Origin of the sequence: Sphingobium sp. B12D2B (genome assembly GCF_025961775.1) — a bacterium.
In the GTDB taxonomy this organism is placed as follows: domain Bacteria; phylum Pseudomonadota; class Alphaproteobacteria; order Sphingomonadales; family Sphingomonadaceae; genus Sphingobium.
In genome coordinates this window covers 115055-134287 of sequence record NZ_JAOQOH010000002.1, presented here as the reverse complement: position 1 = coordinate 134287, position 19233 = coordinate 115055, and the positions used below count along the sequence as shown (strand labels likewise).

The 19233-nt window shown below is 59.4% G+C and carries 8 protein-coding genes; 6 read left to right on the top strand and 2 right to left on the bottom strand.

The annotated features are described in order from the left end of the window. Positions 1-27: 27 nt before the first annotated feature. Complete coding sequence (locus M2335_RS16415; RefSeq protein ID WP_264595527.1) at positions 28-2121, bottom strand: sensor histidine kinase; 2094 nt, start codon at positions 2119-2121, stop codon at positions 28-30. A 78-nt stretch (positions 2122-2199) separates the two neighbouring features. On the opposite strand from M2335_RS16415, the gene M2335_RS16410 reads away from it, so the two are divergent. Continuing rightward, the gene (locus M2335_RS16410) at positions 2200-2955 is read left to right on the top strand and encodes a response regulator transcription factor (protein ID WP_264595526.1); all 756 of its coding nucleotides are present in this window, start codon (positions 2200-2202) and stop codon (positions 2953-2955) included. Between the two features lie 460 nt (positions 2956-3415). Here M2335_RS16410 and M2335_RS16405 read toward each other — a convergent pair whose 3' ends face one another. Then, positions 3416-4027 (bottom strand): tyrosine-type recombinase/integrase, encoded by a 612-nt coding sequence (locus M2335_RS16405; protein WP_264595525.1) that lies wholly within the window; start codon positions 4025-4027, stop codon positions 3416-3418. Between the two features lie 137 nt (positions 4028-4164). On the opposite strand from M2335_RS16405, the gene M2335_RS16400 reads away from it, so the two are divergent. The 5 genes from M2335_RS16400 (at position 4165) to M2335_RS16380 (ending at position 19207) form a co-directional block, all read left to right on the top strand. After that, the gene (locus tag M2335_RS16400) at positions 4165-5649 is read left to right on the top strand and encodes an EAL domain-containing protein (protein ID WP_264595524.1); all 1485 of its coding nucleotides are present in this window, start codon (positions 4165-4167) and stop codon (positions 5647-5649) included. A 204-nt stretch (positions 5650-5853) separates the two neighbouring features. Beyond that, the gene (locus M2335_RS16395) at positions 5854-6660 is read left to right on the top strand and encodes a SapC family protein (protein WP_264595523.1); all 807 of its coding nucleotides are present in this window, start codon (positions 5854-5856) and stop codon (positions 6658-6660) included. Next, positions 6657-8393, top strand: a complete 1737-nt coding sequence (locus M2335_RS16390; RefSeq protein ID WP_264595522.1) for a ShlB/FhaC/HecB family hemolysin secretion/activation protein — start codon at positions 6657-6659, stop codon at positions 8391-8393. Before M2335_RS16395 ends, M2335_RS16390 begins: the two co-directional genes overlap by 4 nt. A 24-nt stretch (positions 8394-8417) precedes the next feature. Then, complete coding sequence (locus M2335_RS16385) at positions 8418-8996, top strand: invasion associated locus B family protein (protein ID WP_264595521.1); 579 nt, start codon at positions 8418-8420, stop codon at positions 8994-8996. Between the two features lie 116 nt (positions 8997-9112). Then, positions 9113-19207, top strand: coding sequence for a YDG domain-containing protein (locus M2335_RS16380; protein ID WP_264595520.1), 10095 nt, complete (start codon positions 9113-9115; stop codon positions 19205-19207). Positions 19208-19233 lie beyond the last annotated feature (26 nt).

The following is a 19233-nucleotide window of genomic DNA, read 5'->3' as shown; positions in this document are numbered from 1 at the left end:
TGGACCGGTCACGGACAGAAATGGCAATTACAGAGACTGATCGAGATTGTGGGCCACTTCGCTAGGTACTAGCGGGATTGAGAGATAAACAGTCGTGCCATGTCCCAGTTTACTCTTGATGGCTATTTCACCGCCTAGAGCGTCAACGATGCGATTGACGAGGAACAAACCAAGCCCAGACCCTTCAGTTGTCTGCGTGTTTGAAGCGCGAAATGAGCGCTCAATCACCCGTGATATTTCGTCAGGCGGGATACCAACGCCGTGATCGGCGATGATGATGACAGCGCAATCATCTTTGATCGTGCACTTCAGACTTATTGAGTCCGGCGCATCAGGCCGTCCGTATTTTACGGCGTTTTCCAGGATATTGATAATCGCGATCGTCACCATCTCGGTGTCCGTAAAAATTGGCGTTTTTCGAGCCGAACGCGAGAAACTGAGATCGAAATTGGCCTTGTGGAGATAATCCCCAGCGCGGCTTGTAATGGTTGAAATAAGCTCGCCCAGGAGAACCACCTCGCGGTTTGGGCGTAAGGAGTGACCCTGGATGCGTCCCCTTATCAGCGCGACTTCGAGCGTTTCCACCAGACGTGTGATGCCGCGTTTTGCGCGCCTGACGCGATCGAGATTTTGAAGGTCGGATGCGGGAAGGCTCGCCCCGATGCTATCAACATTACTGCTGATTGTCGCAAGGGGCGTGCGATACTGATGGGAGATAATCTCCATCAATTGCACTTGCTGAGCCTGCGAATCCAGTTCGGCGCGCAAGGCGTCTTCGGCCATCACCTTTGATGCCGCGAGTTCCTGGGTTTTCTCCTCCACCATAGCGATAGCTCTGAGTTCAGCCTCACGTGCATCGATAATGGCTTGATCCTGCATCAACCGGTTCAGTCGTTCTGCAGATCGCAGGCGTACGGCCAGCGCACTTGTAAGGAAAAGGGCCTGAAGGACGGTGGTGACGGCATAGGTATGAGCAACCCAATCGGGCAAAGGCGCATATCCACCGCGCTGAGCAATTGAGCACATCAAACCAAACCAAAGCACTGAGTATGCTGCCGCATTAAGGCGCGTTGTGTTGCCGTCGACATTCGCGTCACGAATGCTCTGAACCATGGCCGCTGTGGCAAGAGCAAGAACGACAGGCCCCCCCAAGGGAGCAAACTGGACGTTTCGCCCGGCTACGGAGAAGGCCATGCCTACAATGCCGAACAGAGCGCCGAACTGGAAAAGCCTGGCCATCATGGGCGCGCGGCTGCGCAGTTGAAGTATGCTGGTGACAGCGAATGAGCTTGCCGTCAGGCCGAGCCAGACACTGATCGACAGGAAATAGTCATTCCCATGGCCGCCATATGGAAAGAGGAGCAAGCGCGAAACGCCCAAGTTTCCAACATAGACGAGCGTTGCTGCGAAGGTGCTGAAGGCCAAGTACAGATCGGATGAACTGCGCCGTAAAGCGAAGAAGACAAGCTGGATCAGCAAGAGGATGAGCATCGCTCCGATCCACAAGCCGTTAGCAAGCAGGTTTTCAGATATCCGAAGGATGTGACGGGATTCGGCGTGCACTTCTGCGGAAAGATTGAGCGATGATCCGACGCTCGCCACGCGCATGTAGATTAGGGTATCCTTGTCTTCCTGGACCGTGATCGGCACGACATGGGCCGCAACCGAAACCCCGTCGTCTGGAATGGGGCGGTGGTCACCAAGCTCAAACCTTTGGAAATCGCCGGGTTTTGGCGGCCTGCCGCGCCCAACTTGCGCGACATGGACTGTAAGCAGGTCCACAAAGGTTGGGGTGAGTGATAATAGCAGGCGTTGCGCCCCGCGCGCACTTCTCAAGGACAATTTTAGCCAGGCCGCATCGCGGCTATAGCCAAGATTCAGGCCTTGACGCGTTGCAGCCTGAAATCTCTGCGAACCGCTTAAAATGGCCGGGAGGGTAATTCTGCGCGAAGGATCCCGTGAGAGTTCCATTCCTTCGTTCACGCCCATCACCCCGGCGAACCCTGCCGGAACGATTATAAGTTTTCTGGCTTTCGGGCCGTTCTGGGCAGCGGCCAGTAAGAAAAGCACGAGGATGATTGCGACAGCCGCAACGAGGGCGGCAACCTGGGGCCACTTCATTTGTGGACCGGGGGAAGTCAATTGGTGCCCCGACGGCATAGCATCCCCAAGCGATAAGTCTGGCTAGTTTCAGAATTTATGGTTAATCATCGACTGTTTATGGACACTCTGCCGATCGCGCAACACGGACAACAGATTCGTACCCTGCTTGTCGAGGACGACGATGAGCTGCGTCATGGTTTGGCAGATTATCTTCGGGTCCATGGGATTGGTGTCACTGATGTCGCATCAGGAATAGGCTTTTATCAAGCGCGGCGCGAGCAACGGTTCGACGTCGCTATCCTTGATATTAATTTGCCCGATATCACCGGTTTCGCCCTGGCGAACGAGCTTGCGGCAGAGCGTCGGACAGGGGTGATCATTTTGACAGCGCGGACGGCCACGGCCGATCGCATTCGCGGCTATGCAGAAGGCGCGGATCTCTATTTGACCAAGCCAGTAAATGGCCAGGAGCTCCTCCTTGCTATTCAAAATCTGGCCAAGCGGGTCACGGAAGCTGTTGATACAGGTCCAGAAGAACCGGAGATCGGGCCTCGCTGGCGTCTCGATCGGGTTCAACATCGCCTGATCGCACCCAATGAAGTCGAAATTCCGCTCACGGGACGCGAAGTCATGCTTTTGCAGTTTCTCGCGGACGCCGGCCAGGGTGGCACCGCGTCACGACGCTTTCTAGCCAGCAAGCTAGGGTATGAAAATCTCAGCGCTGAAAGTCGCGGGTTGGACGCTTTGCTAAGGCGCCTTCGAATGAAGGCTTCCAGTGTCAACTGCGCATTACCGATCCGAGCAATTTACGCGCGGGGCATTTCTTTCTCGGCACCCCTGGACATCATGTAATCATCTGGAGGGCTATTTTTTTAGCCTTGATGAAACGTTTCCAAGTTAAGCATGTTTCTGCACACGATGCGCGGCGCTGAAAGGCGCTCTATGCAGCATTGCTGCGTCGCAGCATAACTTCACTCCTCTGAAATATACGTCGAGGCGAGAGAATAAGGGCCCCACCGTGATGGAGCCTGATGTCGTTCACGCTCGTGCAACATTTCGGACCATACTCTCGACGCCCCGGGACGGCGAACAAAATCGGGTCAATAGAAAGGAATAACTATATGAAAAACAAGGACAATCACTGGAACACTATAGCGAATTTTGTGTCGCCCGGCAAGTTGTTTCGTTAATTGTTGGAAACCTTTATGCCCGGCTACCGGCCAGAAAAGTGGAGCCAGGGGAGGCCTTGAACATCATGGGCAGTCTGTGAGCGCTGATGCCCCGGGCCAGCAGCGCTCACGCTGAAGGCGATCTAGAGGTTCTGAACAGGAGCCGCTGGCTTGACCAATACGGCGCTTGCTTTCCACATTCGCAGGGCGATCGACAGCTCTTCAGCCCCGATCGCACTGGTGTAAATAGCCGTGGTTTTCATATCCGAATGCCCCAGCCATCGTTGGACGAGGTTGAGTGGAACGCCCGACTGAACGGCACTAACACCAAAGCCATGCCGCAGACCTTTTGGACTGGCTTGCGAGCCATTTATTCCCGCCATGCGCATGATTTGACTAATTTTTCGATAACCTGTCGTACGCGACCATGGCCAAAGTCGCTGGGAGGTGTTGGACATGGTCTCGGCATGAACGATCTTGAGCTTCTCAATAAGGCTAACCGGAACCGGGACAGCTCGAAACACGCCTTTGCGCCGCTTCTTTAGGCTTTCGATCACGACCGATTGGGAGCCTACATCGATATGATCGAACGTCAGATTCAAGGCCTCCGATATTCGGCAACCTGTGGCGGACAAAAGCCACAGCAGTGTGAAGGTTCGCAAGTCGACCTTGTACGCATGGGCCAGCATCGCGGCTCTCTCGGCGTTCGTCACATATTTGCGCCGGCCATCTCTTCCAACAACGAGACTGATCATCAAAACGCCTCCGATGAAGAAACAAATGGTCCGCCGGCATGGGTCAAAAACGGCGGAATTCTGCCGTTTGAAACACTATTCGCTATTTCGTTTCACAACGCCCGGCATGTCGCTCGGCGACTCGTGGACGAGACGGTATGGAACACCAGCATCATGGCTTTGTGCCGACGCTCGGGATCGCATCTCCGGATGCTGGAGAGTCCCAGTTGGCGGTCTCACTCGAAATAGTAAATTTCGTGCAGGTCTCCGCTGTCTACGGCGTTGATGCGGCTCTTCAGGTTGCGACGGAGCTAACCAGGCGGATTGCGGTCTTGGGCGTGCAGGTTGAGATAGCGCCGGGCGGCGCACGCATAAATCTCCTTGCCGCAGTTCCTCGAGCCGTTGCCCAAGATCGTCGAGACGATCAAGTAGCGATGTTTCTTGAAGACCTTCTGGTCGCGCTATCCCTTGATCCGGTGGTAACGGGGCAAGGGGAGATAGTACCGGTCCTGCATATTCTGGGATGGTGTTTTGCAGGCACTGACGGGCCCCGCGGCGATGTGTCGTTAGATGATCTTTGCGCGCAGTTCCTTGAAGAGAGCGGGGCTGCTCGCACCTGCGCGTTGCAGGTCGTTGGATTTTCGGCTGCGGCCTGTGCTCAGTATCGCGATGATATGAGGGTGGCCGCGTCCCTCGTCCGTCAGGCGCGGAAGGGGGAGCTTTTCCTCGCATGGCAAGCGATCGCTACGGACGCTCGTCATCAAGATGAGAGCGATCATGCTTATCTCTACTCTGAGGGCTTGCTGCGGGGCGTTTCACCGCGTGGCGACTTCACCGCGCTCGGGGAAGCAGTTGCTTCACTAGAGCGGCTTGGTCTCGTTCGCGTCCTCGACAGGCATCTCGTGCTTCAGACCATCGAGCGGCTCCGCGCGAATCCTCTGGAAGTTCTTGGCTGTAATATCTCTGCACAGAGCGCGCTCCTTGACGTTTGGTGGTCAACGGTCGTTTCGCATCTTGAGGCCGATCCGGGTCTGGCGCGCCGTCTCGTGATCGAGATCACCGAAACCGCCACTCTTCCCGACATCTCGCTGTCAGTCGCGTTTTGTGATCGCCTCAAATCGCTGGGCTGTCGCATTGCAATCGATGATTTCGGGACTGGCCATGCCGCCTTTCGGACGTTGCTCACCCTTCGCCCGGACATTATCAAAATCGATGCCATCTTCCTCAATCGCGCCCTGCTTTCCGAATATGGCGCAGAGTTTGAGGCGTTCCGGCATCTGATCGGTCTCGCGATGAGTTTTGCGGCTCACGTGGTGGTCGAGGGGATTGAAACGTCAGCGGGTTTGGCGCTGGCGCGCAAGGCCGGCGCCTGTTCATTCCAGGGCTACCACATCGGGACGCCGGGGTTGAGCGCGCGCCGCGATCAGCCATATCTCGAGGGCTTTGGCGTGGAAGAACCGGCCGCCACCGACTTGGGCCCCTGGGGAGGAACGGGTCGTGCGCGCGGGCGTGGCCTCGGGCATATCCCTGTAGGCACGTTCCCCACGTCGCAGCGCCTGGCGCATGGTGTCCTCTATGGGACATTGCTCGCGCTCCCCATGTGGTATGGCGCTTATGGCTTCGTATCCTGGCTTGCCGGATGATGTTCCAGGCAATTGAGATGGTTTGGCAGGGCGCCCGCACTCCTCCGGATGCGCAGCTTGTTCTGCGCAGCCAAGTTGGGACTGAGTTTGGGCTGAGGCTGTCCGCCTGCACTCGGGCTTTGGATCCTGGCACCAGCAACGCTGCGTAGCGCGCGGGTCTGCCAACCCCAAACAACTCTTTCCTTTCAACGTCATGGATTGATGATGAGCGATTCTGTTTCCAAGACCCCAGTGCTGCCCGTTCTTTATAATGATCCGGTGGTGATCAATTCTGAGGAGCATCGCCAAGCTGGCTTTCTTCCTCAGGAAGGATTTGCATTTGCCCGCAACATCATTGCGATCCCGATCGCATTGTCTGAGTTTCGCGCGGTTGCCCGGCATTATCCGATCGTCTTTTCGGATGCGCAAGCTCCGGTTCCGCTTGCCGTCACTGGGATCGACGAGGGCACCAATCTGTTCGTCGAGGAAGGGGATGCGTGGGCGGAAGGGGTTTATGTTCCCGCCTATATTCGACGTTATCCCTTTCTCTTCTCGAAAGCGGCGGACTCAGACACGTTGATGCTCGCGGTCGAGCGAGATCGACTGTGTCGGTGGGTGGATCCGCCAACCTCGGTTGCCCTTTTCGAGGGGGATGACAAGATCAGTCTACTGGTTGAGACAGCGCTGCGCTTTTGTGAAGTCTTCCACCGCGATCATGAGAACAACCGCGCCTTTTCCGATGCTTTGACTGAGAAGGGCCTGCTCGTGCAGCAGCAGGCGCAGATCGAGTTCAACGATGGGCGCCAGCATCGTGTGAACGGTTTCCGGATCCCGGACCAGACTGCTTATCGCCAGCTCGATGATGCAACCCTTCTCGACTGGTTCCGCCGGGAATGGCTCGATCTGGTCGCCTATATTCTTGCGTCGCAGATCAACTGGCAATCGCTCCTTGAGCGCCATGCCGCGCGTGCTGAACGGCCGACGAACAAGAAAAACTCAAAGCTTAACGAAATCGCGGAGACTGCGGCATGAGCGCGCATAATATGAAGGTGCTCGGTTGCATCCTCGCTACGACATTGCTCACGAGCAATGCTGCAGCTCAACTGACGCCTGGTGCCATTCCTCCGGCTGTTGAACCGACGCGGCCGCAGCAGGGGCTTGAACAGGCACCCACGCCCCAGGCGCAGCCACGTGCCCGCGTGCCGCTGGTTCGTGAGCAGACCCCTGTCGAAGATGCGGAGCGGACGAGCTTTGTCTTTCGCTCGCTTCAACTCGAAGGTGTAGAGTCGCTTCCGCTCAACGACCTGATTGCCCTCTGGCCCTATAAGGCCGGCGAGACGGTGACCGTGCAAGATCTGTTCGTCTTCGCGAACTCAGTGACCCGCTATTATTCCAACAAGGGATATCTGCTCGCGTTCGCGATCGTTCCTGAGCAGGACATTGTCGATGGGGCATTGCGGGTGCAGGTTGTCGAGGGCTTCGTCTCCGACATTCAGATCAAAGGACCCGACGGCGCGGAACTTGGCGACAACTCGTTCATGCGAAGCCAAGTGGCGACCATTCGCGATTTCGCGTCCAAGATCCTGAAGTCCCGCCCGCTCAAAGCGGTCGAACTCGAGCGCTATCTTCTCTTGATCAATGATTTGCCGGGTGTCGATGCCACCGCGGAAATGTCGCCCTCGCCCGACGTCGTGGGTGGATCGACTTTGACCATTGGCGTCAAGTCTCGCCCGGTTGAGGCTCAAGCGAGCTATTCCAACAACCTTTCGCAATCGCTTGGGCGGGACCTCGTTGGCGGCGGGCTGGCCTTCAATGCCGGGCGCCTGCAGGTGCGCATGCGAGGCTACGCCAGTCCCGACAGCCAAAGCTATCGCTATGTATCGGGCGAGGTGACCCGTTGGATCGGGAGCGACGGTTGGCGACTAACGGGCGGTGCAAGCAAATCCTGGACCCGCCCTCGCGGGCCCATTCTGGAAGCCATCGACTATCGTGGCGAGAGCCTGAACGCAGATATCGGCCTGACCATCCCCATACAGCGCTCGCGCTCGGAGAATTGGACTCTGGCGCTTGGCGGACATCTCATCAATTCGGATGCGACGGTCCTGGGATATGATTTTACGCAGGATCATATTCGCCAGGTTACCGCAGATCTCACCTGGGACAAGGCTGACGCCTCCCGAGCGGTGACCATGGTTCAGATCGGCGCCGTCGCAGGTTTGCCGGTGCTGGGCGCGACCAAGGATGGTTCAATCCTCAAGACACGCGCAACCGGTCAAGCGGACTTCGTCACGCTCAACGGCTATGCGCAGCGCTACCAACCCCTCACAAATTTTGGCGGCGGGGAACTCGGCTTGTTTGTCAGCGGGTCGGGCCAAGTCGCGGTCAATCACGCGCTGCTCAGCGTTTCGGAATGCGCCTTTGGTGGCACTCGCTTCGGGCGGGGTTTCGATAATGGTGCGCTGACTGCAGACCATTGCGTGATGGGATCAGCTGAACTGCGTTACCGTCATGGGTTGGGGCCCTGGTTTGGCCGCGCTATTGGCGCCGAGCTCTTCAGTTTCGTTGATGGCGGCAGGGGCTGGCAAAAGGGGCCGTTGCTCCCCGGAGAACTGCGGCGTCGCTCGGCAGCATCCGCCGGTGGGGGCGCGCGGTTCCAGATTGGCCCCAATGTGCTCGCCTCGGTCGATGCCGCGCACGCGATCCACAGAGCCGATCCATCAGACAATAAATGGCGCGTGAACCTGTCGCTGTCGCTGTCGCTCTGATCCCATTTCCAAGGACCAAAACCCATGTCGAAACTGTTCCCAATCTCTTTTCTCCTGGCTTCGGCTTTCGTCGCTGGTGCTGCGGCTTCGGCTGCAACCCCATCAGCGGTTGCTGCCAATGCGCCAGCTGGCGTCGATCGTACGACACAAGGGGACTGGGTTGTTCAATGTGTCAATCGCGAGGGTGTTCCACCTTGCGAGATGCTGCAGGGCGCAGCGCGCAAGGATACCCAGGAGCAGATCATGCGTGTGTCGCTTGCCTACGGCGGCGCCGTTGACCGCTATGCCATCCAGATCCGTGTGCCGCTCGGCGTTCGCCTCAACGAGGGCCCTATCGTCCGGATCGACGATAAGGAAAATCTCAATGGTTACGCCTTCACGCGATGCGACGCCGAAGGTTGTTACGTCGAGCGGCTGCTGACTGGCGCTGAGATCGAGCGCTTCCGTGCCGCGAAGTCAGCGGTCGTCGCGGTTGTGAGCGAGGAAGGCAAGCCGCTGGTCCTGCCGATGTCGTTTAACGGCTTTGGCAACGCGATCGGGTCGGTTGTCCAGCGCAACACCCAGTGGGCCAAGGCGAACCCGAAGACGATCGCAGCACAATGAGTGTTGGGCGTGGCGGTTCGGACGGGCTGCCACGCCGCCACCCAATCATTCGACGGATTGAGCGAGAAGGCCCTTCCGTTTTCTCCCGCGAAAGAAGCGCGGCGAAAGGTGTAAAGATGTTTGAATCCCTGGCCTCTGCCGCTCAGAAGAGCCACGCTCGCTGCTCGACGATGCGGCACGGGGCGAGCGGTTTGGCGCTGATGGCGGCATTGTCGCTTGCGTTGCCTGTGAAGGCTAATCCTGCGGGTGGCGTCGTGGTGGCGGGCGATGCGGTCATCGCGGGGCAAGGGACGGGTTCGGTCACGATCAACCAGTCGAGCGGCCGGGCGATCCTGGACTGGCAGAGCTTCTCGGTGGGGACGGGTGAGAACGTGCGCTTCGTCCAGCCTGGTAAGGATGCGATCGCGGTCAACCGGGTGACCGGCGCTGATGCTTCGCAGATCCTTGGCAATCTGAGCGCCAATGGCCAGCTGGTGCTGATCAACCGCAACGGGATCGCGTTCGGCAAGAGCGCTGTTGTGGATGTTGCGGGTCTGGTGGCGACCACGGCCGATATCGATGCCGAGGGGTTCATGGCGACAGGCGCGCTGAGCTTCTCGAACGGCGCGCGTGTGCCTGGGGCGGGAATCGTCAACGAAGGCCGGATCACGGTGCGGGACGCAGGTCTTGCGGCGCTGGTGGCGCCGAGCGTGCGCAACAGCGGCGTGATCGTGGCGGACATGGGTCGGGTGGCGCTGGGGGCCGGCACCGGCTTCGTGGTCGACCTCTACGGCGACGGGATGATCAAGTTCGCGCCCGATGGTGCGATCCAGCAGACCCTGGGCGATGGCAGCGGGGCGCTGGTCGACAATAGCGGCACGGTGCAGGCCAATGGCGGTCGGGTGCTGTTGACGGCGTCGGCGGCACGCGAGGTTGTCAACGCCTCGGTTAACTCGACCGGCATCATCCGGGCCGAGGGGATCAAGGCGAAGGGGGGCACGATCTCGCTGACCGGCTCGGGCCATATCGCCTCGACCGGCCTGGTCTCTGCCGACAGCGCGCAGGGGCAGGGTGGCCAGATTGCCATCTCGGGCGGCTCGGTGGCGCTGGGTGGTCTCGTCACCGCCTCGGGCAAGACTGGCGGCAACGTCGCCGTGACATCCGAGAATCTGCTGTCACTGGCCGACGCGGTACAAGCGGTCGGAACGCTGGGCACCGGTGGCAACGTCACCTATATGGCGACCAGGGTGATCGAAACCGACAGTGGTTTCACCAATGTGTCCGGCCTTACGCATGGCGGCAAGATCAAGGCTGTCGCCGCCACCGACTATACCTCCTCGGGCAGCTATCTGGCGCGAGGCAGCTACGGCCGTGGCGGCCGGATCGACCTGACGGGCGAGGACACAGTCTCGCTGCTGGGTGCCACCTTGTCGGCCGGTGGTCAGGCGCAGGGCGGCCTGATCCGTATCGGCGGCGCCTTCCAGGGCGGCAAGACCCCCGACCAGGCGCAGCCTTATTACCGGACCTTCCTTGGCCGCTGGGGCAATGATCTTGGCGAGCTCGCTCATGCCGGCACGCTGTTCGTCGGCGACGGGACGGTGATCGACGTCAGCTCGAAGCTCGGCGAAGGCGGCACCGCGGTGCTGTGGTCGGACAAGCAGACGACCTCACTGGGCGCGATCGATGCGCGCGGGGCGCTGCCCGGCTCGGTCGAAATCTCATCGGCGGGCGAGCTGCGCAAGCTCGATATCGATCATGTCGAGACCGGACCCGGTGGTTACCTCCTGCTCGACCCCAAGAATATCACGATCGGCAGTGTCGCCCAGGCTTCGACCTGGGCCTATTCAGCCCTTCTACGAGGTATTTCCGGCCCGATCCTGTCGTCGGTGCCGCTCGCCCAGTTTGACCATTTTGGATACGCCGTAGCCTTGAACGGAGCGGGTGACCGACTGGCGGTGGGGCTTCCCGGAGTCGAAGGGCAAGGTACGGGTTTTAACGCGACAGGAGGTGCGGTCTATCTTTTCAGCTTTACCGACACCAACTTCAATGGAGCAAAATTTGAAGCTGCCATCAGTAAAAATATCACGGGTGGCAAAAACATTGTTCTCAACAATTTAGAAGCAAACGATCTGTTCGGGTCGGCTGTTGCTTTCAATTCCTCCGGCGACCGATTGGCGGTCGGCGCGGCACGTGATGAGGGGTTTGGTAACGCCTACAGTGACGCCGGAGCTGTCTATCTGTTTGCCTTCCAGGATAACAACTTCAATAACGGCTATTTGGCCCAACTTATTGGCAAAGGTTATACTGGTGTTAATCAGTTTAGCCCAGCGAATCTGGGTACTGGCGACAATTTTGGTCGTGGTGTTTCGCTTAACGGAACCGGCGATCGTTTGGTTGTCGGGGCTCCCTATGATGATGGGTTTAACAACAATTTTGTCGATGGCGGAGCCGTTTATGGCTTCGGCTTTAACGGCACGGAATTTGCCAATCCTACGGTGATGTGGATGGCAGGGCGCGATTATGGGGCAGGTTCGGGCGCGCCCGCTGGGCTGCATGTCAGCAATTTGGAGACTTCCAATCTCTTCGGGTCGGCGGTCTCGATGACTCCCGACGGAACTAAGCTAGCGATCGGTTCGCCGAATGATAGAGGCGCAGGTAAGGATCGTGATGAAGCTGGCGGAGCGTATCTTCTAAGTTTTACCTCGAAGGACTTTACATCTACTGAAATAAGAAAAATAATCGGCGCTGCATATTATGGCGGTTCCGAATACGTAAGTTTCCAGCCAGTAGATCACATGGGTGAGTCTGTCGCTTTGAGCGCAGACGGGACTAAGTTCGCAATAGGAGGGACGGGAGCGGCGCCTGCCGGCTTTACGAACACAGGGCAAGTGCAAGTATTTAGTTTGTGGAATAATATGGGAAGCTATGCCGGGCCTAAATTCTATGTTGGGAGGTATAGTTCTCCTCTTGCCCCAAACGTTGTGTATATATCGAATGACACTGGTGATGAAATCGGTGCTTCGTTAGCTTTCAATGCAGATGGTACGCGCCTGGCCGTTGGTTCTCGGGGGGATGACGGCTTTGCAAATGACGCATTATCATCGGGCGCCGTATATCTTATCGGATTCAACTCTGATCTGACCAGTCGTTCGCTCATTGGTACGATGGGTCGTTTGTACACAGGCGGAAACAACGTCAACGTCGCGCGCGACACATCGCTTCGCACGTCAGAATTTGGCGCCTCGCTGGCGTTGAATGGCGCCGGCACGCTAATCGCGATCGGTGCACCTGGCGACTCCGGCGCTAGTGGATCGAAGACGGCAAGCGGCGCAGTTTATCTCTTCGCTACGTCCAGTGCGAGCTTCTCCAGCGCTGTTCTCTATGGGATCGCGGGCTCGGGCTATGCTGGCGGCAAGAATGTCGACGTCAGCTTCCTCGATGCAAGCGATCGGTTCGGCGCGTCTGTTGCGCTGAACGCGTCCGGCAACCGCATGGCGGTGGGTGCCACAGGCGACGCGGGACTGAGCAACGTCGTGGGTGCAGGAACCGGTGCCGTCTATCTGTTCAATTTCTCCGACAACGCCTTTGCGAGCGGCTATGTCACGGCCCGTGTGGGCGGCGGGTATAATGCGACGGGCGACGTCAACATCAACAACCTCGGCGTTGGCGACAATTTTGGCGCCTCCGTCTCGCTCAATTCTGCCGGCACCGGCCTGGTGGTTGGGGCACCTGGCGACGATGGTTCGGGCAACAGCGCCAGCAACAACGGTGCGGTGTACCTGCTCTCCTTCAGCGACGGCAGTTTCAATGGCGGGACTTGGCGGGGCACCGTTGGCCGCGGCTATGGCGGTGCAAACGACTACAATCTGAGCGCGCTTTCAAACGGTAGTGCGCTGGGAACCGGGGCTGCATTGAACGGGGCGGGCGACCGGCTCGCGATAGGCGCAACTGCCGGTGCGGGTGCTGTCTATCTCTTCACGTTCAGTGATACGAGCTATAACACGCCTAATTTCACTGCAGTGATCGGCTCCGGCGCAACCGGTGGCAAAAATATCGACATGTCGGCGCGTCTTGGCGCCGGCGATCTGTTTGGCGCGTCGCTGTCGCTGAATGCGGCCGGCAATATGCTCGCGGTAGGAGCCCCAGGGGACGATGGCATCGCCAATGGCTCCGTCGATAATGGCGCGGTCTACCTGTTCAATTTTGCCGATGGATCGTTCACTGGCGGTGTCCACAATTCGACCTTTGGTCAGGGTTACACGGGCACCTACGACTATAATCAGGTCGTGGCGGGCGGCCAGTTCGGCCGTGGCGTAGCGCTCAATGCCGCAGGGGATCGCCTGGCGGTGGGCGCGCCGCAAACGGACCCCAACGGCAATTCGCAATATGTCGGTGGTGCGGCCATTCTCTTCCAGGCGAACGCGGCTGCAGGTACTGCCTATGGAGATGATCCTTCCGGGTCGGTGACGCTATCCGCCTATGATATCGCGTCGCGCTTGGCGACGGGGACGAGCGTCATCCTCCAGGCCAACAATGACATCACGGTCAACAGCGCGATCACCGTCACCGGCAATCCGTCGAGCGTGGGCGCGCTGACCCTACAAGCCGGCCGCTCGGTTCTGATCAACGCCAACATCACGACCCAGGGCGGGAACGTGAACGTCTATGCGCACGACACGGCGGCAAACGGCGTGCAGTCCGCGCAGCGCGATACCGGAACAGCCGGCATAACTATGGCGGCGGGCACTGCGATCAACGCGGGGGGCGGCAACGTGTCCTTCGAGATGCGAACGGGAGCGGGCAAGGGCTCGCAAGGCTATATCAATCTGGCCTCGATCACCGCATCGAACATCACCGTCTATAATTCGGGCGGGACAGGCACGGGCATTACGCTGCTCAACAACAGCGTTTTGACCGGAACGAGTGGCGGCGGGGCGGCCCTTCAAATCGCCGGCGATTTGTTCGCCAATCAGAGCGGCCTGGGGAACGGAGCACTCGCTACGCCCAATGGCGGGCGCTGGCTGATCTGGACCTCCAACCCAGCGAACGACACCCTCAATGGGCTGAACTACGCGTTCAAGCAGTATAATGCGACCTATGGCAGTTCGCCCGTCCAGGGAACAGGCAATGGTGTGCTCTACAAGCTGTCCCCTACCCTCAATATTTCATTGAAGAATATCACCAAGCAATATGATGGCGGCACAACCGCTACGGTCACGTCTAGCGACTTCCTGGTCACAGGGGTCATCGCGGGTGACACGCTAACGGTTTCGGCTCAAAATGCGGCCTTTACAGGCAAGGGCGCCGGCTCGGGGAACAAGACGGTCACCGCTAATACTCTGACGGCCACCGCTGTGGAGGGTGCAAAGCCGGTCTACGGCTATGTTCTGCCAAACCCGACGTCGGTTAGCAATTCCACGAGCACGATTACTCCCAAGGCGCTGACGATCAATGTCACGGCGCAGAACAAGATCTATGACGGCGGCCTTGTGGCGGCGCTTAACACAGCGACACTGAACAACGTCGTGGTTGGCGACGTGGTGTCCGCCACCGGCGGCACCGGGGCTTTCCTGACAAAGACGGCCGGGGGGGGCAAGTCTGTCACGGTATCAGGCTTCACGCTGTCTGGCGCAGACGCTGCCAACTATACGGTGACGCAGCCTACCGGCGTGACCGCCACCATCAGCCAGCGTGCGCTCACGGTGAATGTCACGGCGCAGAACAAGATCTATGACGGCGGCCTTGGTGCGACGCTCAACGCGGCCACGTTGAGTAATGTCGTCAGCGGCGACACCGTGACCGCCACCGGCGGCACCGGGGCTTTCCTGACAAAGACGGCCGGGGGGGGCAAGTCTGTCACGGTATCAGGCTTCACGCTGTCTGGCGCAGACGCCGCCAACTATACGGTGACGCAGCCTACCGGCGTGACCGCCACCATCAGCCAGCGTGCGCTCACGGTGAATGTCACGGCGCAGAACAAGATCTATGACGGCGGCCTTGGTGCGACGCTCAACGCGGCCACGTTGAGTAATGTCGTCAGCGGCGACACCGTGACCGTTGGAGGCGGCACTGGCGCATTCGCCACAAAAACGGCTGAAACCGGCAAGGCCGTGACGGTATCGGGTTATTCCCTGTCGGGCGCCGATGCAGCCAACTACACGGTGACGCAGCCCACCGGCCTCACCGCAGACATTTCCCAACGCGCGCTGACGATCAGCGTTTCGGCTCAGGACAAGGATTATGATGGCCAACTCGGCGCGACGCTAAACGCCGCTACCTTGAACAACGCGATCTCGGGCGACGATATTTCAGTTGGCGGCGGGACCGGTGTCTTCCTGACCAAGACGGCTGAGGCGGGTAAGGCGGTCTTGGTCTCGGGTTACATGCTCTCGGGTGTTGACTCAGCCAATTACACCGTGACCCAACCCACAGGGGTGACCGCCACCATCAACCAACGAGCGCTGACAATCAATGTTACCGCCCAGAACAAGATCTATGATGGCCAACTGACCGCGGCGCTCAACGGCGCGACGCTGAACAATGTCATTAGCGGGGATACTGTTCTCGTTGGCGGCGGAACGGGCGCCTTCACCACCAAGACGGCTGAAAACGGCAAGGTGGTGGTGATTTCCGGTTTTACCCTGTCCGGCGCGGATGCAACCAACTACACAGTGGTTCAGCCCACAGGGGTGACGGCCGACATCACCAAGCGCTCGCTGACCGTCGATCTCAAGGACATCGTCGGCAAGACATATGACGCCAATGACGTTGCGAACATCGGGGCCGCAAACTGGGATACCAACGAGCTCTCCGGCGACGTCGTCAGCGTCACCGGGGGCAATGCCTACTACAGCGACAAGAATGCGGGTACCGGCAAGCTGGTCACGGCGTCGAACTACACCTTGGCGGGGGCCGATGCTCTCAACTACGACATCGCCAACTCTTCGGTGTCGCGAAATGTCGGGTCGATCAGCCCCCGGGGCTTGAATCTCAGCATCACTGCTGATGACAAGGTCTATGACGGCAATGACTCGGCGACGATCCACGTCGATCCTCTGACGGGGGTGTTTGCGGGGGATGCGGTGTCTCTGGTCGTCGGCCAGGGCCATTTCGGCAACAAGAATGTCCAGACCAACAAGGGCGTAACCTTCTCGGGCTTCAGCCTGACCGGCACAGACGCGCTGAATTACGAGTTTAACGCGTTTCCGGTTGTTACTGCGGACATCACCTCGCGGCAGCTGACCGTCATTGACGCGGCGGCGGTCGACCGGACCTATGATGGCACCGCCACCGTGCAACTTGACGGCATTCTCGACAATATCGTCGCGGGAGATGACGTCGCCTTCCTGTCGAAGCTGGGGACAATGGCCGACAAGAATGCGGGCACCGGCAAGGCTGTCACCACCGCTTTCTCGATCACCGGGGCGGACAAGGACAATTATACTCTGGTGCAGCCGACCGGCGTCCAGGTCGATATTGCAAAGGCGCTGCTCACCCTCGTGACTCCGCAAGCGACCGATCGTGCCTATGACGGCACGAACATCGTGGAGGTCACCCATAGCGGCTTCTCCGGTACGATCGGCAGCGACGATATCGGCATCGCCTCAGTTAACGGTACGATCGCGTCCAGGAATGTCGGCACTTACGAAGTTACCATGGTTCTCGGCGCCCTCACCGGAGCCGATGCCGGTAACTATCTGGTCGCGACGCCGAGCCCTCTGCTCATGGTGACGATCGACCAGAAGACGATCACCGGCTCGCTGACTGGGGTCATCACGAAGGAGTATGACGGCACTCGGGACATCAATCTCGCTCCTTCCAATTATGTGCTGACGGGCGTTGAGGCAGGCGACAATGTCACCCTCGCGGGTGATGGAGCCTATGACGACAAGAATGTCGGCAGCAACATCCGGGTGGAGGTCAACAACACCCGCCTGGAGGGTGGCGATGCCGGAAATTACAAGCTTCTCGCCTCGGCCGCCGTCGAAGGTCAGGGGGCCATCACCAAGCGGCAGATCACGGTCCTCGGCGCTACGGCCCTCGACCGTGATTATGATGGCACCACCGTTGTTGCCCTGACCGGAACGCTTGACCGGGTGGTGACCGGTGAGGATGTCGGCTTCCAGTCAACGACGGGAACGATCGGTTCCAAGAATGTCGGTACCTATGCGGTTACCACCGGCTTCACATTGTCCGGCGCCGACATAGGCAATTATGACCTTATCCAGCCCGCTGATCCGATTTCGGTGACGATCAGCGCGGCAAAGCTCACCCTGGCGGGTACCGCGGTCAACGCGAAGACCTATGACGCCACGACGACGGTCACCTATGCCAACAGCGGCACGCTGACCGGCGTGGTGGCCGGTGAGGATGTCTCGATCGGGACGATCAGCGGCACCGCTGTGAAGAACGCCGGCACGCAGAATGTCACGACGACGGTACTGCTCGCGGGCGCGGATAGCGCCAACTATGAGGTGATCGATCCGAACCTGACGGTGCTCATCAACAAGGCCTCGCTCGACGGGAAGCTTGTCAACGTCACCAAGACCTATGACGGCACGACTGGCGTTACACTCGGCGTTGCCAACTATGCGCTCGACGGCGTGATCGGCAGCGATGCAGTCTCGCTCGTGGGTTCTGGAACCGGCGCCTATGCGGGCAAGGATGCTGGCAGCAATATCCTCGTCAGCAGCGCTGTCACTGGCCTGAGCGGAGCTGACGCCGACAATTACGAGCTATCGTCGATGACGGTGACGAGCAATAGCGGCGAGATCACCAAGGCCCTGCTGCATGTGACTGACAGCGCCGGCATCGGGCGCGATTACAACGGCTTGACGACGGTCAATCTCAGCGGCGCGCTTGACGGCGTTGTGGCGGGCGAAACCGTGACCCTCACCGGCACCGGTACGGCCGCCAGCAAGAATGTCGGCACCTGGGCGGTGAGCGGCGGCACCTACACGCTCGGTGGCGCTGACATGATCAACTATGACATCGAGCAGCCCACTGATCCGATTTCGGTGACGATCAGTGCGGCCAAGCTCATCCTTACTGGGACTGCGGTCAACGACAAGACCTATGACGGTTCAACAGCCGTGACGTTCGGGAACCTGGGCACATTGAATGGTGTCGTGTCGGGGGAAGATGTTGCCATCGGGTCGATCGCCGGCAATGCCACTAGCAAGAATGCGGGCGTTCAAGAGGTGGCGACCTCGGTCAGCCTTAGCGGGGCCGACATGGCCAATTATGAGGTGATCAACCCCAGCCTGACGGTCACTATTGGCAAGAAGACCATTAGCGGCTTGCTCACTGGGCAGGTGACCAAGGTCTATGACGGCACGACCGCCATCGTTCTGTCGCCATCGAACTATCAGCTGGCCGGCGTTCTGGCGGGGGACGCTGTCACACTCTCCGGGTCGGGCAGCTACGCCGACAAGAATGTCGGCGACAACAAATCGGTGGTTGTCAGCGAAACCCGCCTGAGCGGCGCCGATGCTGGCAACTACGTCCTGTCCTCTTCGAGCAGCGTTTCAGGCAATATCGGCCGGATCACGCCTGCCGCGCTGGCCCTGTTCGTGGATGACAAGACCCGCCTCGTCGGTGGCGCGGATCCGGTTTTCAGCTATCGGCTGCAGGGCCTCGTTGAGGGTGACAGTGCCGATGTTGTCACCGGCGTGACCTTCGCCAGCGCGGGGGCAGGGTCGGCACCAATTGGACAGTATACGATCAACGCGTCCAACGGCTCGGCGCAAAATTATACGATCAGCTACACGCCGGGCACGCTTTTTGTCACCGCGGATCCCAGCAACCCTAATCCTGCCGGTCCGGGCACGCCGGGGTGGGCGGGCGGCCCTGATGATCCGCGGACCACTGTTCCTGGCCGGACCGAGATTGACAAGGTGGTCCACACCACCCCGAATCCGGGCAATGGCTTCACCGGTGGTGGCATCAATGGCGGCGGCTTTGGCGGCGGCTCTTCGCTAGGCGGCGGCGGTCTTGCATCCGGCCAACCGGGTCTTGGCAGCGATCGCATCGGCAATGGTTTTGGCGGCAATCCCTACCGCGACATCGCGGCAATGGAGCCCACGCTTGCTCTCCGGACCTCGGCCGATGGTGGTGCGCCCATCACCGGTGAACCGCTCGACGAGTGGCGCCGCAGGCTGCGGTTCCGGCACATCACGCCGGCGATCAAGATGCCGACGACTGCGATCTACTACGTCGGCAGCCAACTATAACTGATCGGCCTGCGGGGCCCCTTCCC

Bases quoted from the DNA above. Each gene is read 5' to 3' on its own strand.
- M2335_RS16415 (WP_264595527.1), bottom strand. From the start codon at position 2,121: ATGAAGTGGCCCCAGGTTGCCGCCCTCGTTGCGGCTGTCGCAATCATC.
- M2335_RS16410 (WP_264595526.1), top strand. From the start codon at position 2,200: ATGGTTAATCATCGACTGTTTATGGACACTCTGCCGATCGCGCAACAC.
- M2335_RS16405 (WP_264595525.1), bottom strand. From the start codon at position 4,027: ATGATCAGTCTCGTTGTTGGAAGAGATGGCCGGCGCAAATATGTGACG.
- M2335_RS16400 (WP_264595524.1), top strand. From the start codon at position 4,165: ATGGAACACCAGCATCATGGCTTTGTGCCGACGCTCGGGATCGCATCT.
- M2335_RS16395 (WP_264595523.1), top strand. From the start codon at position 5,854: ATGAGCGATTCTGTTTCCAAGACCCCAGTGCTGCCCGTTCTTTATAAT.
- M2335_RS16390 (WP_264595522.1), top strand. From the start codon at position 6,657: ATGAGCGCGCATAATATGAAGGTGCTCGGTTGCATCCTCGCTACGACA.
- M2335_RS16385 (WP_264595521.1), top strand. From the start codon at position 8,418: ATGTCGAAACTGTTCCCAATCTCTTTTCTCCTGGCTTCGGCTTTCGTC.
- M2335_RS16380 (WP_264595520.1), top strand. From the start codon at position 9,113: ATGTTTGAATCCCTGGCCTCTGCCGCTCAGAAGAGCCACGCTCGCTGC.